Annotated in this window: 17 protein-coding genes; 12 read left to right on the top strand and 5 right to left on the bottom strand. The window is 72.4% G+C overall.

Going from position 1 to position 13,263, the window contains the following annotated elements:
* Positions 1-23 precede the first annotated feature (23 nt).
* On the top strand, positions 24-398 hold the full coding sequence (locus BLV05_RS32155) for a winged helix-turn-helix transcriptional regulator (RefSeq protein ID WP_046768611.1): 375 nt from the start codon (positions 24-26) through the stop codon (positions 396-398).
* Here BLV05_RS32155 and BLV05_RS32150 read toward each other — a convergent pair whose 3' ends face one another.
* The gene (locus BLV05_RS32150; RefSeq protein ID WP_046768612.1) at positions 399-992 is read right to left on the bottom strand and encodes an isochorismatase family protein; all 594 of its coding nucleotides are present in this window, start codon (positions 990-992) and stop codon (positions 399-401) included.
* A complete protein-coding gene (locus BLV05_RS32145; RefSeq protein WP_046768613.1) occupies positions 989-2,287 on the bottom strand; it encodes a nicotinate phosphoribosyltransferase in 1,299 nt (432 codons plus the stop codon). Before BLV05_RS32145 ends, BLV05_RS32150 begins: the two co-directional genes overlap by 4 nt.
* A gap of 177 nt (positions 2,288-2,464) precedes the next feature.
* On the opposite strand from BLV05_RS32145, the gene clpS reads away from it, so the two are divergent.
* The 9 genes from clpS to BLV05_RS32100 all read left to right on the top strand — a co-directional run bounded on the left by clpS (position 2,465) and on the right by BLV05_RS32100 (position 8,567).
* Positions 2,465-2,773 carry an ATP-dependent Clp protease adapter ClpS gene (gene clpS, locus BLV05_RS32140; protein ID WP_132104896.1) on the top strand — a complete coding sequence of 103 codons (309 nt, stop codon included), beginning with the start codon at positions 2,465-2,467 and terminating at the stop codon, positions 2,771-2,773.
* Positions 2,737-3,363 carry a DUF2017 domain-containing protein gene (locus BLV05_RS32135; protein ID WP_052762415.1) on the top strand — a complete coding sequence of 209 codons (627 nt, stop codon included), beginning with the start codon at positions 2,737-2,739 and terminating at the stop codon, positions 3,361-3,363. Before clpS ends, BLV05_RS32135 begins: the two co-directional genes overlap by 37 nt.
* Positions 3,364-3,764: 401 nt before the next feature.
* The gene (locus BLV05_RS32130; protein WP_152690741.1) at positions 3,765-4,187 is read left to right on the top strand and encodes a Mov34/MPN/PAD-1 family protein; all 423 of its coding nucleotides are present in this window, start codon (positions 3,765-3,767) and stop codon (positions 4,185-4,187) included.
* Positions 4,188-4,253: 66 nt separating this feature from the next.
* The gene (locus BLV05_RS32125; RefSeq protein ID WP_046768616.1) at positions 4,254-4,532 is read left to right on the top strand and encodes a MoaD family protein; all 279 of its coding nucleotides are present in this window, start codon (positions 4,254-4,256) and stop codon (positions 4,530-4,532) included.
* Between the two features lie 14 nt (positions 4,533-4,546).
* The gene (locus BLV05_RS32120) at positions 4,547-5,494 is read left to right on the top strand and encodes a PLP-dependent cysteine synthase family protein (protein WP_046768617.1); all 948 of its coding nucleotides are present in this window, start codon (positions 4,547-4,549) and stop codon (positions 5,492-5,494) included.
* Positions 5,495-5,519: 25 nt separating this feature from the next.
* Entirely contained in the window at positions 5,520-6,095 is a 576-nt protein-coding gene (locus tag BLV05_RS32115) for a dihydrofolate reductase family protein (protein WP_046768729.1), read from the top strand.
* Between the two features lie 80 nt (positions 6,096-6,175).
* A complete protein-coding gene (murI, locus tag BLV05_RS32110) occupies positions 6,176-7,009 on the top strand; it encodes a glutamate racemase (protein WP_046768618.1) in 834 nt (277 codons plus the stop codon).
* On the top strand, positions 7,006-7,758 hold the full coding sequence (locus tag BLV05_RS32105) for an MBL fold metallo-hydrolase (RefSeq protein WP_046768619.1): 753 nt from the start codon (positions 7,006-7,008) through the stop codon (positions 7,756-7,758). The genes murI and BLV05_RS32105 overlap by 4 nt, the downstream gene beginning before the upstream one ends.
* On the top strand, positions 7,758-8,567 hold the full coding sequence (locus BLV05_RS32100) for a PIG-L deacetylase family protein (protein ID WP_082155200.1): 810 nt from the start codon (positions 7,758-7,760) through the stop codon (positions 8,565-8,567). The genes BLV05_RS32105 and BLV05_RS32100 overlap by 1 nt, the downstream gene beginning before the upstream one ends.
* Here the strand turns inward: BLV05_RS32100 and BLV05_RS32095 are convergent.
* A complete protein-coding gene (locus BLV05_RS32095) occupies positions 8,561-9,301 on the bottom strand; it encodes a class E sortase (protein WP_052762416.1) in 741 nt (246 codons plus the stop codon). The genes BLV05_RS32100 and BLV05_RS32095 overlap by 7 nt on opposite strands.
* 90 nt (positions 9,302-9,391) lie before the next feature.
* Here BLV05_RS32095 and BLV05_RS32090 point away from each other — a divergent pair, with 90 nt between their 5' ends.
* Positions 9,392-10,171 (top strand): SGNH/GDSL hydrolase family protein, encoded by a 780-nt coding sequence (locus BLV05_RS32090; RefSeq protein ID WP_063932540.1) that lies wholly within the window; start codon positions 9,392-9,394, stop codon positions 10,169-10,171.
* Here BLV05_RS32090 and BLV05_RS32085 read toward each other — a convergent pair.
* Positions 10,168-10,746 (bottom strand): PIN domain-containing protein, encoded by a 579-nt coding sequence (locus BLV05_RS32085; RefSeq protein WP_046768620.1) that lies wholly within the window; start codon positions 10,744-10,746, stop codon positions 10,168-10,170. The two genes, BLV05_RS32090 and BLV05_RS32085, sit on opposite strands and share 4 nt — an antisense overlap.
* A gap of 18 nt (positions 10,747-10,764) precedes the next feature.
* On the bottom strand, positions 10,765-11,286 hold the full coding sequence (locus tag BLV05_RS32080) for a helix-turn-helix domain-containing protein (protein WP_046768621.1): 522 nt from the start codon (positions 11,284-11,286) through the stop codon (positions 10,765-10,767).
* A gap of 130 nt (positions 11,287-11,416) precedes the next feature.
* On the opposite strand from BLV05_RS32080, the gene BLV05_RS32075 reads away from it, so the two are divergent.
* Positions 11,417-13,210, top strand: coding sequence for a hybrid sensor histidine kinase/response regulator transcription factor (locus BLV05_RS32075; RefSeq protein WP_052762418.1), 1,794 nt, complete (start codon positions 11,417-11,419; stop codon positions 13,208-13,210).
* Positions 13,211-13,263 lie beyond the last annotated feature (53 nt).

Genomic DNA, 13,263 nt, shown 5'->3' with positions numbered 1-13,263 from the left:
ACGCAGGTCAGTACGGTTGAGACATGCCGACGCCGCTCGATCCCGACATGTTCGACCCCGTCTGCCCGTCGACGCTGATCCCGCTGCGGTTCGCCGACAAGTGGGCCGGCATGGTCATCCGCTGCCTCGAGCACGGCCCGCGCCGGTTCTCCGAGCTGCGCGTCCCGCTGCGCACCGTCAGCGCCCAGTCGCTCACCGCGTCGCTCAAGAACCTGCAGCGCGACGGCCTGGTCGCGCGCACCGAGCGGCCCGGCCCCGAGCGGCACGTCGAGTACGCGCTGACGCCGCTCGGGCGGACGATGCTGCCGGTCATCGAGGCGCTGTGCGCGTGGGGCACGGAGCACTGGGACGAGCTGCTGGACGCCCGCGAGGCGTCGGCCACCGCGCGTACCGCCTGATCAGCGGACGATCGGAGCGCCTTCCAGCCGGATGCCGGCCGCGCGCATGGTGTCCAGCGCCGCCGACGTCGTCCTGGCCGCGACCCCGGCGGTGAGCTCGAGCAGCACCGTCGTCTCGATGCCGTTCCCGGCGGCGTCGAGGGCGGTCGCGCGGACGCAGTGGTCGGTCGCGATGCCGACGACGTCGACGGAGCCGACCTCGTGGCCGCGCAGCCAGTCGGCCAGCCCGACACCGTCGTGCGACTTGCCCTCGAAGCCGGAGTAGGCGGCCTGGTACTCGCCCTTGTCGAAGACCGCGTCGAACGGCTGCGGGTCGAGGTTCGGGTGGAACGCGACGCCATCGGTGCCGGCCACGCAGTGCGGTGGCCAGCTGTCGACGTAGTCGGGGGTCTCGGAGAAGTGGTCGCCGGGGTCGATGTGGTGGTCGCGGGTGGCGACGACGTAGTCGTAGCGGCGGTCCCCTTCGTCGCCGTCGGTCCAGCGCTTGAGCACCTCGGCGATGCCGAACGCGACGTCCGCGCCGCCCGCGACGGCGAGGCTGCCGCCCTCGCAGAAGTCGTTCTGGACGTCGACGACGATGAGTGCGCGCTTCATGGGCGGTCCTCCCAGCGGGTGGGGATGGCGGGCTCACCGCGCGACAGCTTCAGCGCGATGCGGGGCAGCTCGGCGCGGGCCCGTTCGTGCCGCTCGCGGGCGGCGGCCAGCGGCTCGCGGCCGACGGTCTCGCCGTCGCGCACGAGCGGCACCAGCAGCGGGCGGTCGTCGCCGTCGTCGGCCGGCTCGTGTCCGACCCCGATGACCTCCGCCTCGGCGACGCCGCGGACGTTGCGGCGGCGCAGCGCGTACTTGCGCCCGCCGTGGCTGACCTTGCCGGCGCTCTTCTTCTCGACGGAGGCCAGCGTGCCGTCGCCGCCGGTCCGGGCCACGAGCTTGTAGACCATGCCCGCCGTCGGGGAGCCGGCCCCGGTGACCAGCTGGGTGCCGACGCCGTACGCGTCGACGGGCGCGGCGGCCAGCGCGGCGATGGCGTGCTCGTCGAGGTCGCTGGTGACGACGATGCGGGTGTCGCGGGCGCCGAGGGAGTCCAGCAGCGCGCGGACCTCCTTCGCCTGCGGCAGCAGGTCGCCGGAGTCGAGCCGGACGGCGCCCAGTTCAGGCCCGGCGACCTCGACGCCCAGCCGCACCGCCTCTTCCACGTCGTACGTGTCGACCAGCAAGGTCGTGCCCTTGCCCAGGGAGTCGACCTGCGCGGTGAACGCGTCGCGCTCGGTGTCGTGCAGCAACGTGAACGAGTGCGCGCTGGTGCCCTGGGTGGGTACGCCGTACGTGCGACCTGCCTCGAGGTTGCTGGTGGTGGCGAACCCGGCGATGTAGGCGGCCCGCGCGGCGGCGACGGCGGCCCGTTCGTGGGTGCGTCGCGAGCCCATCTCGATGCACGGCCGCCCGCCGGCCGCCGTCGTCATACGCGAGGCCGCCGTGGCGATGGCGGAGTCGAAGTTCAGCACCGACAGCGCGAGCGTCTCGAGCACGACCGCCTCGGCGAACGACGCCTCGACGATGAGCAGCGGCGAGTTCGGGAAGTACGCCTCACCCTCGCCGTAGCCCCAGACGTCGCCGGTGAACCGATAGTCGGACAACCAGGCCAGCGTGGCGCCGTCGACGACACCGTTGCGCTCGAGGTGGGCGAGCGCGTCGTCGTCGAACCGAAACTCCTCGATCGCGTCGAGCAGCCGGCCGGTGCCGCCGACGATGCCGTAGCGGCGTCCGCCGGGTAAGCGTCTGGCGAACACCTCGAACACCGAGCGCCGTCCGGCGGTGCCCCGGGCCAGCGCCGCCTGGAGCATCGTCAGCTCGTAATGGTCGGTGAGCAGGGCCGTCGTCTCCGACACAACCACCAGACTATGCGGCTGCGCCCCGAATGGCCCGGATCCCGCGGAGACTGGCGAAGGCGTGGCGTGGGGTGGATGATGAGATGTCGTGGACCGGCGGGAACAACGCCGGCCCAGAGCATAGTTGTGCTTGGCAGCGCGAGGACGGCGCGGGGTGATGGCCGGAAGATGACACCATTGGGGGCCGTGATGACCGCACCCGTCGAGATCGAGCGCCCGGAGGCCGCCGAGGTGCCGCTGGCCGACGTCCCGTGGGTCACCGTGGTGTGGAACGACCCGGTCAACCTCATGTCGTATGTCACCTACGTCTTTCAGGCATACTTCGCGTATCCGAAGACGAAGGCCGAGAAGCTGATGCTCGACGTCCATGAGAAGGGGAAGGCCGTCGTGTCCTCCGGCACGCGTGAAGAGATGGAGCGCGACGTCGAGGCCATGCACTCCTACGGGCTTTGGGCCACGCTGCAGAAGGCGGGGGACCGAGTCTGAGCACCGCGTTCCGTCGGGCCCGCGGGGGCGTCGTCGCCGCGTCGTTCCACGTCGTCGAGGTCGAGCTGCTGCGCTCTCTGGTGGGTCAGCTGCTGGAGCTGGTGCGCGAGGAGCCCGCTGACCTCGCCGCCGGTGACGGCTGGGCCGCCGAGCTCGGCCTGTCCGACGACACGATGTCCCGCCCGACCGACCCGGTGCTGCTGCGGCTCTTCCCCGACGGCTATCGCGAGGACACCGAGGCCGCGTCCGACTTCCGCCGGTTCACCGAGCGCGGCCTGCGCGACCGCAAGGCGGCGACGGCGGCGACGGTGCTCGCCTCCCTGGCCACGGCCGACGGTGCCGGGGCGGCGTCGAAGAACCGCGAGAAGATCCGCATCGAGCTGAACGCCGACGAGTCCGAGGCCTGGCTCCGCACGCTCACCGACCTGCGGCTGGCCCTCGGCACCCGCCTCGGCGTCACCGACGCCGACGGGGACGACTGGCTCTCCCTCGACGAGAACGACCCCCGCCGCCACGTCCACGACGTCTACGACTGGCTCGGCTGGGTCCAGGAGACGCTCGTCCGGACGTTGTCCTCCGCCCTGGAGTAGCTGGCTGAGTTGCCCGTCCCCCTGCTGCCCGCGGTCTTAAGAACTCGGCAGCTATCAGGGGGACGGGGGGAGTGTGGCGACGGGTCGGGCGTCGATGCCGGCTGTCGTCTTCGATAGTGGTGACCGTCTTCGATGGGGCGCTAGGACGGTTTCTGCCATCGAGGACGGTCCTGCCTATCGAGGACCCGGCGGACCAACCTGGGTGTGAGGCGCGTCCTGGGTGTGAGGCGCGGTTTCGGGCTCGAAACGGGTGTTCGGCGCGCGTGAGACCCAGGACGCGCGTCACACCCAGGATGCCGACGCTGCAGGATCCGGCGGACGGTGTATTTGGGCCGCGGCAGCGGGGGACCGCCCACACGGCCCCCCGGCCAGCGGCACGTCAGCCCGTCATGCTCCGTATCCTGGCAACCGTGCTGAGCATCCGCCGTGACCTCGTCGACGCCATCGTGGAGCATGCCCGCAAGGACCACCCGGACGAGGCGTGCGGCGTGATCGCCGGCCCGGCCGGCACCGATCGCCCGGAGCGGTTCGTCCCGATGCTCAACGCGGCCCGGTCGCCCACGTTCTACGAGTTCGACTCGATGGACCTGCTGCGCCTATATCGCGAGATGGACGACAACGACGAGGAGCCGGTCGTCGTCTATCACTCGCACACGGCGACCGAGGCGTACCCGTCCCGCACGGACATCGCCTACGCCAACGAGCCGGGCGCCCACTACGTCCTGGTCTCGACCCGCGACGAGGACACGCACGAGTTCCGCTCGTTCCGGATCGTGGACGGCGTGGTGACCGAGGAGGAAGTCCAGGTCATCGATGGGGAATGATGTGACCCAGCACCGCCGTTGCGGTGGGTGACCGTCCCAGCAGCAGAAGAGTCCAGGAGCAGTCCGATGGCCGTCGAGGTCCGCATCCCCACGATCCTGCGCCAGTACACCGGCGGCGCGAAGACCGTCGAGGGCACCGGTGACACCCTGACGGCGCTGATCGACGACCTCGAGTCGCGGCATCCGGGGCTGCGCGACCGGCTGGTCGAGAACGGGTCGCTGCGCCGGTTCGTGAACGTCTACGTCAACGACGAGGACGTCCGGTTCCTGGGCGCGGAGAAGACGGCGCTGAACGACGGCGACAGCGTCACCGTGCTGCCGGCGGTCGCCGGCGGCGCGCGCTGACCAGCGGCGAACTCATGCGCTACGACTCCCTGCTCGACTCGCTCGGCCGGACGCCGCTGGTCGGGCTGCCAAAGCTGTCGCCGTCGCCTGACGTGCGGCTGTGGGCGAAGCTGGAGGATCGCAACCCGACCGGCTCCGTGAAGGACCGCCCGGCGCTGCGCATGATCGAGGCCGCCGAGGCCGACGGGCGGCTCACGCCGGGCGCCACGCTGCTGGAGCCGACGTCGGGCAACACCGGCATCGCGCTGGCCATGGCGGCCAAGCTCAAGGGCTACCGCCTGGTCTGCGTGATGCCGGAGAACACCTCCGAGGAACGCCGTCAGCTGCTGCGCATGTGGGGCGCCGAGATCATCCCGTCGCCCGCGGCCGGCGGGTCGAACGAGGCCGTCCGCGTCGCCAAACAGCTGGCCGAGCAGCATCCCGACTGGGTCATGCTCTACCAGTACGGCAACCCCGGCAACGCGCTCGCGCACTACGAGACGACCGGCCCCGAGCTGCTCGAGGACCTGCCCGAGATCACCCACTTCGTCGCCGGGCTGGGCACGACGGGGACGCTCATGGGCGTCGGCCGCTACCTGCGCGAGAAGCTGCCCGAGGTGCGCGTCGTCGCCGCCGAGCCGCGGTACGGCGAGCTGGTCTACGGCCTGCGCAACCTCGACGAGGGGTTCGTGCCCGAGCTGTACGACGAGACGGTGCTGACGTCGCGGTTCTCGGTCGGCCCGCGCGACGCCGTCCAGCGGACGCGGCAGCTGCTGGAGCTGGAGGGCATCTTCGCCGGCATCTCCACCGGCGCCGTTCTGCACGCCGCGCTCGGCATCGCGCGCAAGGCCGTCCAGGACGGCGACCGCGCCGACATCGCCTTCATCGTCGCCGACGGCGGCTGGAAGTACCTCTCGACCGGCGCCTACGAGGGCACCGTCGACGACGCCGAGGACCGGCTCGACGGCCAGCTCTGGGCCTGACGGCCGCGTGACGTACGGTGCACTGATGCGCCAGCTGGTCTACTACATCGGACAGTCCATCGACGGCTTCATCGCCGGCCCGGGCGACGAGGTCGACTTCTTCCCGGTGCCCGACGAGTACGCCACCTGGATGTTCACCCAGTTCGGCGACGCGCTGCCGACCCACGCGCGCAGGCTGGGCCGCGTCGACGACGTCCCCAACTCGCGGTTCGACACCATCGTCATGGGCCGGCGCACCTACCAGCCCGCGCTCGACGTCGGCATCACCAGCCCGTACGCCCACCTGCGGCAGTACGTCGTGTCGACGACGATGACGCAGTCGCCGGACCCTGCCGTCACGATCATCGGCGGCGACCCCGTCGCGGCCGTCCAGGCGCTCAAGGCCGAGGACTCGCCGCTGGACGTCTACCTCGCCGGCGGCGCGGGGCTGGCCGGCGCGCTGCTGCCGGAGATCGACCGCTTGGTGGTCAAGCAGTACCCGGTCGTCGCCGGGGCCGGTGTGCCGCTGTTCTCGACGGGGTTCGCGCCGACGTCGTTCGAGCTCACCGACGTCCAGTCGTTCGGAAGCGGCCACGTGGTGCTCGACTACCGCCGCGCGTAACGAGCGTCACCGCCGGCGCGACGTGGCGTTCGCCACGTCCGGCGGCCAGGGTCCGCCGGTCGGCGTACGCTCTTGCTCCGATGAACGACGCACCGATCGGGATCTTCGACAGCGGAGTGGGCGGTCTGACGGTCGCCCGGGCGCTGCTCGACCAGCTCCCGCACGAGCCCGTCCTGTACGTCGGCGACACCGCGCGTGGCCCGTACGGACCGCGGCCGATCGCGCAGGTGCGCGAGTATGCCCTCGACGTCATGGACACCCTCGTGGCCGAGGGCGTGAAGATGCTGGTCATCGCGTGCAACTCGGCCAGCAGCGCGGTCCTGCGCGACGCCCGCGAGCGCTACGACATCCCCGTCGTCGAGGTCATCCAGCCGGCCGTGCGCCGGGCCGTCGCCGCGACCCGCAACAACACCGTCGGCGTCATCGCCACCCGGGCCACCGTCACGTCGCGCGCCTACGAGGACTCCTTCGCCGCCGCGCCGCACCTCTCCATCACCACGCAGGCCTGCCCGCGGTTCGTCGAGTTCGTCGAGGCAGGCATCACCCACGGCCCGGAGCTGGAGACCGTCGCCCGCGAGTACCTCGAGCCGGTCCGCGCGGCGGGCGTCGACACCCTCGTCCTCGGCTGCACCCACTACCCGCTGCTCACCGGCGTCGTCTCGTACGTCATGGGCGAGGCGGTCACGCTGGTCAGCAGCGCCGAGGAGACCGCGAAGGACGTTTACCGCACGCTGGTCGACCACCGGCTGATGCGCGACGACACCTTGCCGGCGCCGACGCACCAGTTCCGCTCCACCGGCGACGCCCGGCCGTTCCGCGAGCTGGGCCGCCGCTTCCTCGGCCCGGAGATCGCGTCGGTCGAGGAGACGTCCGAGCTGCCGGTCGTCGGGCGCAACCTGGCGGTCGGCTCTTGAGGCTCACGGTCCTGGGCTGCTCGGGCTCGATGCCCGGTCCCGGCTCGCCCGCGTCCGGCTACCTGGTCGAGGCCGGCGGGGTCCGGCTGGTGCTCGACCTCGGCAACGGCGCGCTCGGCCCGCTGCAGCAGCTGGTCGGCGTCGCCGGGCTGGCCGAGCTGGACGCCGTCGTGCTCACCCACCTGCACCCGGACCACTGCATGGACCTGTGCGGGCTGTACGTCGCGCTGCGCTACGGGGTGCCGTCGGCGCGGCGGATCCCGGTCTACGGTCCCGCCGCGACGGCCGAGCGGATGGCCGCCGCCTACGGCAAGGAGCCCGACCCCGGGCTGTCCGGCGAGTTCGACTTCCTCCAGTACCCGGCGGACGGGTTCGCCGTCGGGCCGCTGACGGTGCGGGTGGCGCGGGTCGCGCACCCGGTGCCGGCGTACGCGATCCGGGTCGAGCACGACGGCCGGTCGCTGGTCTACTCGGGCGACACGGCGGCGTCGCCGGCGCTGGTCGAGCTGGCCCGCGACACCGACCTGTTCCTGTGCGAGGCCGCCTACGCCGACGGCGACGACAACCCGCCCGGCATCCACCTGACCGGGCGCGAGGCCGGCGAGCACGCGGCCGCCGCCGGGGCCCGTCGACTGGTCGTCACGCACGTGCCACCATGGGGCGACCCGCAGCGTGCGGCCGAGCACGCGAGCGCGGTCTACGACGGCCCGGTCGAGCTCGCCGTGCCGGGGGGTCACTGGGAGGTCTGATGACGGAGAACACGGTCGCGCCCGAGCAGCCGGCGGCAGAACCGGAGGCGGCGCCGTTCGAGCCGCCGTTCCCGGTGCCGACGACGCCGCTGGAGCCGCTGCCCGAGGACTGGGAGCGCGCGCTGGTCATCGCCGCGCACCCCGACGACATCGAGTACGGCGCCGCCGCGGCCATCGCGCGCTGGACGGGGCAGGGCAAGCAGATCGTCTACTGCATGGTCACCAGTGGTGAGGCCGGCATCGACTCCATGCCGCCCGAGCAGACCGGCCCGCTGCGCGAGAAGGAGGAACGCGACGCGGCCGCCATCGTCGGCGTCGACGTGGTGGAGTTCCTCGGCTATCCCGACGGCGTCGTCGAGTACGGTCTGCCGCTGCGCCGCGACATCGCGCGGTCCATCCGCCGGCACCGTCCGGACATCGTCATCACCGGCAACTTCCACGAGACCTTCGGCCCGGGCATGCTCAACCAGGCCGACCACATCGCCACCGGGAAGGCCGTGCTCGACGGCGCCCGCGACGCCGGAAACCGCTGGGTCTTCACCGAGCTGCTCGACGAGGGCCTCGAGCCGTGGAACAAGGTGCGGGCCATCTGGGCGGCCGGGTCGCTGGAGGCCGGGCACGGCGTCGACATCACCGACACGTTCGACCTGGGCGTGCAGTCGCTCGAGGCACACGCCGGCTACCTCGGCGCGCTGCCCGGCCACCCCGAACCGCGCGACTTCCTCGGCATGTTCGCGCGGATGACCGGCCCGCGGCTGGGCGTCGAGTACGGGTCGATCTTCGAGGTCTACCCGCTGATGCTCTACTGATCCCGCGGCGCCTCGTCGACGAGCACGCCGGTCGCGTACATCCGCTTCTCCGACCCCCACCGCGGCCAGCACGTCGTCAGCGTCAGCCGGGCCTCGGTGGGCTCGGTCTCGGTCGGCTCGCCTGGCACCGGGTCGACCACCCACAGCTCCGTCGCCTCGATGACGTTGCCGTCGTTGTCGCCGCCGGGCGCGTCGTCCAGCTCGTACCGGAACACGCCGTCGACCGTCTCCATCTCGACGATGTCGCCCTCGCGCAGCTCGGCGAACTCGGCGAACGGTTCGCCGTGGCCGGACCGGTGCGCGGCGACGGCGAAGTTGCCCAGCTGGCCGGGGTCGACGCTGTCGACGTAGTGACCCGGGCCGTCCTTGAGGTCGCCGGGGTCGGTGCCCTCGATGACGATGCGCTCCCAGTCGTCGCCGAAGCGCGGGATGCGCAGGATGCCGTAAGCGTCGCCGAGCTCCAGCGGCGCCGGCTCGGCCTCCGCGCCGTCGGTCTCGGCCGGCTCGTCCGAGCGGGTGAGCAGGTGCTGCTGGAACTGGTCGCGCAGGTCGTCCTGGGCGGCCGCGGTCTGCAGGCCGGTGCCCCAGAACGTGTAGACGACGAACAGCAGCACCAGTGCGCCGGCGGTGAGCAGCAGCTCGCCGGCGATCCCGGCGGCCGCGAACAGCGTGCGGCGGCCGGGGACCCCCGTCCGGGCCGCCCGGCGATGCCTCGGCGCCGCCCTGCGCTGCACGGTCCCGAAGGTAACCCGTCACACCCTCGGTACGCAGGCGATTCATGGTGTTCGCCGGCTGGCCACGTGATCGTGTCATCGTGAAGATCCGTGAGCGTTCGCTTGGTCGCGCTGGGCGACTCGACCGTGTGCGGCATGGGCGACCCGTTGCCGGACGGGAGCTGGCGCGGTTTCGCCGGCCTGCTGGCGGCCACGTTTCCGACGTCTGAGTACACCAACCTCGCGGTGAGCGGCGCCCGCACTCCACACGTCAGGCACGGTCAGCTCGCGGCGGCGCTGGAGCTGCGGCCCGACCTCGCCTGCCTGCTGGTCGGCGTCAACGACACCATGCGCTCGGACTTCGCGCCCGCCGTCGTCCGCGCCCACCTGACGGAGACCGCGGCGGCGCTGACCGGTTCGGGCGCGACGCTGCTGACGGCGCGCGTGCACAACCACGCCCGGGTGTTCGGGCTGCCGCCGCTGCTCGGCCGGCCGCTGTGGCGGCGGCTCTGCGCGCTCAACGAGATCTACGACGAGGTGTACGAGCGGTTCGGCGGCGTGCGGGTCGACCTCACCTCCGTTTCGTGGATCTACGAGCGCGCCAACTGGAGCGTCGACCGGCTGCACCCGTCCGAGCTCGGGCACCGGCGGCTGGCGCACGCCTTCGCCGTCCAGCTGCGCGACGCCGGCTGGCCGGTCGCCGAGCTGCCTTCCCTGACGGCGTCCGGCGGGCTGCCTCCGACGCCGCTCGCCGACCTGCGCTGGATGCTCGTCGAGGGCGTCCCCTGGGCCGGCCGCAAGGCCCGCGACCTCGTCCCCTGGGCGGCCACCCTCGCCGGCCGCGAGCTCCTCCGCCGCGCCCGCCTCGCCGAGCGGTCGCCCGCGTCCTAGGGCTCGATCACCGGCGCGAGGATCTCGCCCACCTCGGTCATCTGGTAGCGGCGGACGAGCAGGTCCAGCAGCTCCGCGGCGGTACGCGGGGGCCTCTGGTGGCGCCTCGCGAGCACCTGGAGCGCCTGGGCGGCTCGGCTGGGGTCGACATCGGCGGTGTTGGCGGCGAACTCCTGAGCGCTGAGAATCTGAAGGTGTGACGGCACGACCTCCGCGGGGAAGTCCTTGACGTTGTCGGTGACGATCGCCCCAGCACCTCCTACGACGGCAGCGGCGACGACGTGCTCGTCGTCGGGATCGGGGAGGCCGTACGTCCCGTCGAGCCCGTCCCACCCGATCACCAGTGCGTCATCGAAGTAACGGCGCATCTGGTTGATCAGGTGGTCGGCACGCTCGGCCGCCTCGTCGGGGTCCGCGCCACGTCTCTCCAGCTTGAGTACCTCGTGGCGGTGCAGTTCGGCGAGGATGGCGTCGCTCCAGAGCGGCCGGTACAGGCCCTCGATCGCCATGGACAATATGAAGTCGCGCTGCAGGCTGGGCCACAGCACGCAGGTGTCGAGGACCGCCGCGAACATGCGGCCATCTTGGCAAGATCAGCGGTCGTGGTGCGACCGCTTTGCGGCGACTTCGGCGCGGATGCGGCGGAACTCCTCGGCCATGACCTCCGGGCTGTCCTCGACATCGTCGTAGTCGACCGAGGTCTCCAGCAACGCGCGGTACTGCTGTTCGCGGCGTTGTGTCCGGTACCGCAACAGGTCGTCGAGCTTGACCATGCGGCGGCGCTTGCCCGGCGTCTCCGCAGGGAGCACGCTGTCGTCGATCAGCTTGACCACCGTCGGGCGACTGACACCCAGGAGGTCCGCCGCCTGCTGGGTGGTGAGCAGCTTGTTCTGCGGGACCACCGTGACCGCCTTGCCGGCCTGCAGCGCCTCGACGATCTGCCGCAGCGCGCGGTGGATGGACGCGGGAACCTCGACGCTGTCGTGCTCGTCGGCTCCGACCAGCAGGTAGCGTGTCGCCGGTCGGGCGCCGTGGACACGCTCGTGTGCGTCGAGGAAGCTCAGCACATCGGCGAGCTGCTCGGATTGCTCAGGTAGATAGGTCTGCTGCTCCATTGCCACGACTGCGCCCTCCTCAATTACGAAACAATCGTAACTCGCTTCGTAAGTTTCGTAAACACGTTGCGGGGCATTTTCGCGGCGTACGATGCGAGGCGAGAGCTTCCCACACCGCCGTGGAGGGGCCGTGGGTCAACGCAGGCACGAGGTCGAGCGCACGGCTGAGGCGCGCGCCGACGCGCTGGCGTCGGTGGTCGAGGACCTGGCCGGCAAGTTCTCGCTCCGCCCGCTGCTCGACCGGATCCTGCGCCGTTCGGTGGAGCTCCTCGGCGCGGACGCCGGCTCGATCTGCAGCGTCGACGAGACCGCGGGCGTGTACCGCAAGGAGGCCGACTTCGGCATCGCCTGCCAGTCGGGCCGCAGCTTCCCGCTGTCCGAGGGCATGACCGGCGCGGTCGTCGCCGCCCGCGCGCCGCTGGTCTTCGCCGAGTACGCCCAGGTCCCCGGCGGGCACGTGTCGCCGGCCGACCGCGCCACGCTGCACGGGGTCATCGGGGTGCCGATCGCCTGGCGCGACAGCGTCATCGGCGCCTGCATCGTCTTCAGCCGGGATCCCGATCGGACCTTCACCGACGACGACGCGCGGCTGCTGGAGCTGTTCGCCAAGCACGCCGCCATCGCGATCGTCAACGCGCGCATGCACGAGCAGCTGGAGGAGCGCACCCGCGCCGAGGCCACCGCCGCCGAGCGGGAGCGGCTGGTCAGAGAGGTGCACGACAGCGTCGCGCAGGGCCTCGCCGCCGTGCTCGTCCACCTCGAAGGGGCGACGGAGCAGGACGGCGGCAGGCTGGCGGCCGCGCGCGAGGCGGCCCGCGGTGCGCTGGCGGAGTCGCGGCGCACGGCGCTGGGGCTGCCACCGTCGCTGCTGGAGGGCCACTCGCTGGAGGAGGCCATCGGCGTCGAGGTCGCCTGGGCACGAGCGACCGGGAACCTCGACGCGAAGCTGGTCGTCGCGGGGCAGCCGGCGCCCCTGACGCCGGAGCTGGCGCACCAGGCGTTCCGCATCGTGCAGGAGGCGCTGACGAACATCGTCCAGCACGCGGCGGCGTCGTCGGCGCGGGTCGGGGTGGTGTACGGGCCGGACGAGCTGGTGCTCATGGTGCAGGACGACGGCCGCGGCTTCGACCGGGCCGCGTCCCAGCAGCCGGGCCACGGCTTCGGCCTGCGCGGCATCGTCGCCCGGACCCGGACCTACGGCGGCACCGTCGAGGTCGAGTCGACGCCGGGCTGGGGGACGCAGATCCGCGCCGGCCTGCCGTACCAGCCGGCCGAGACCGGTGACCCGGACGGGACGGCGGCGCCCCGGCTGCGCGTCCTCGTCGTCGACGACCAGCCGGTCACGCGGGCCGGCCTGGCCCGGCTGCTCGCGGCCGCCGAGCCGGGGGTGCAGGTGGTCGCCGAGATCGACAGCGCGCCCGCGCTGCTCGACGCGTACCGGCTGCTGCGCCCCGACGTTGTGCTGGTCGACGCCTACCTGGGCGGCCATGACGGGGTCGAGTGCACCCGGCAGCTGGTCGCCGAGGACCCCGGCGCGGCGGTCCTGCTGCTGGGCGCGACGGCGGGCGACCCGATCGTCGGCCAGGCGCTGCGAGCCGGCGCCCGCGGCTGCGTCGGACCGGACGCCGACGGACCCGAGCTGGCCCGCGCGGTGCTCGCGGCGGCGCACGGCGGCATCACCCTCTCGGCCAGCGTCCGCGACGGCCTGCCCCGGCCGGCCGTGCCCGACGCGGACGGCGCCGCGCTCACCGTCCGCGAGCGCGAGGTCCGTGACCTGCTGGAACGCGGGCTGCGCGACAAGCAGATCGCCGAGCGGCTGAACATCTCCGTCAAGACGGTCGAGAAGCACGTCGGCGCCGTCCTGCGCAAGACCGGCGCCAGCAGCCGCACGGAGGTCGCCGCCCGCGGCGCGGCCCGGCGGTAGGGAGATCCCGCACACAGACGGGGAGGTTCCCCGAGGCGCCGCCCCCGCGCCCC

It is taken from the genome of Jiangella alkaliphila, assembly GCF_900105925.1.
Lineage (GTDB): Bacteria > Actinomycetota > Actinomycetes > Jiangellales > Jiangellaceae > Jiangella > Jiangella alkaliphila.
This window is presented reverse-complemented; position numbering and strand designations above follow the sequence as displayed.

Excerpts from the sequence above, each read along its gene's own strand:
- BLV05_RS32120 (WP_046768617.1), top strand. The coding sequence starts at position 4,547 with ATGCGCTACGACTCCCTGCTCGACTCGCTCGGCCGGACGCCGCTGGTC.
- BLV05_RS32080 (WP_046768621.1), bottom strand. The coding sequence starts at position 11,286 with ATGGAGCAGCAGACCTATCTACCTGAGCAATCCGAGCAGCTCGCCGAT.
- murI (WP_046768618.1), top strand. The coding sequence starts at position 6,176 with ATGAACGACGCACCGATCGGGATCTTCGACAGCGGAGTGGGCGGTCTG.
- BLV05_RS32115 (WP_046768729.1), top strand. The coding sequence starts at position 5,520 with ATGCGCCAGCTGGTCTACTACATCGGACAGTCCATCGACGGCTTCATC.
- BLV05_RS32155 (WP_046768611.1), top strand. The coding sequence starts at position 24 with ATGCCGACGCCGCTCGATCCCGACATGTTCGACCCCGTCTGCCCGTCG.
- BLV05_RS32085 (WP_046768620.1), bottom strand. The coding sequence starts at position 10,746 with ATGTTCGCGGCGGTCCTCGACACCTGCGTGCTGTGGCCCAGCCTGCAG.
- BLV05_RS32150 (WP_046768612.1), bottom strand. The coding sequence starts at position 992 with ATGAAGCGCGCACTCATCGTCGTCGACGTCCAGAACGACTTCTGCGAG.
- BLV05_RS32100 (WP_082155200.1), top strand. The coding sequence starts at position 7,758 with ATGACGGAGAACACGGTCGCGCCCGAGCAGCCGGCGGCAGAACCGGAG.
- BLV05_RS32125 (WP_046768616.1), top strand. The coding sequence starts at position 4,254 with ATGGCCGTCGAGGTCCGCATCCCCACGATCCTGCGCCAGTACACCGGC.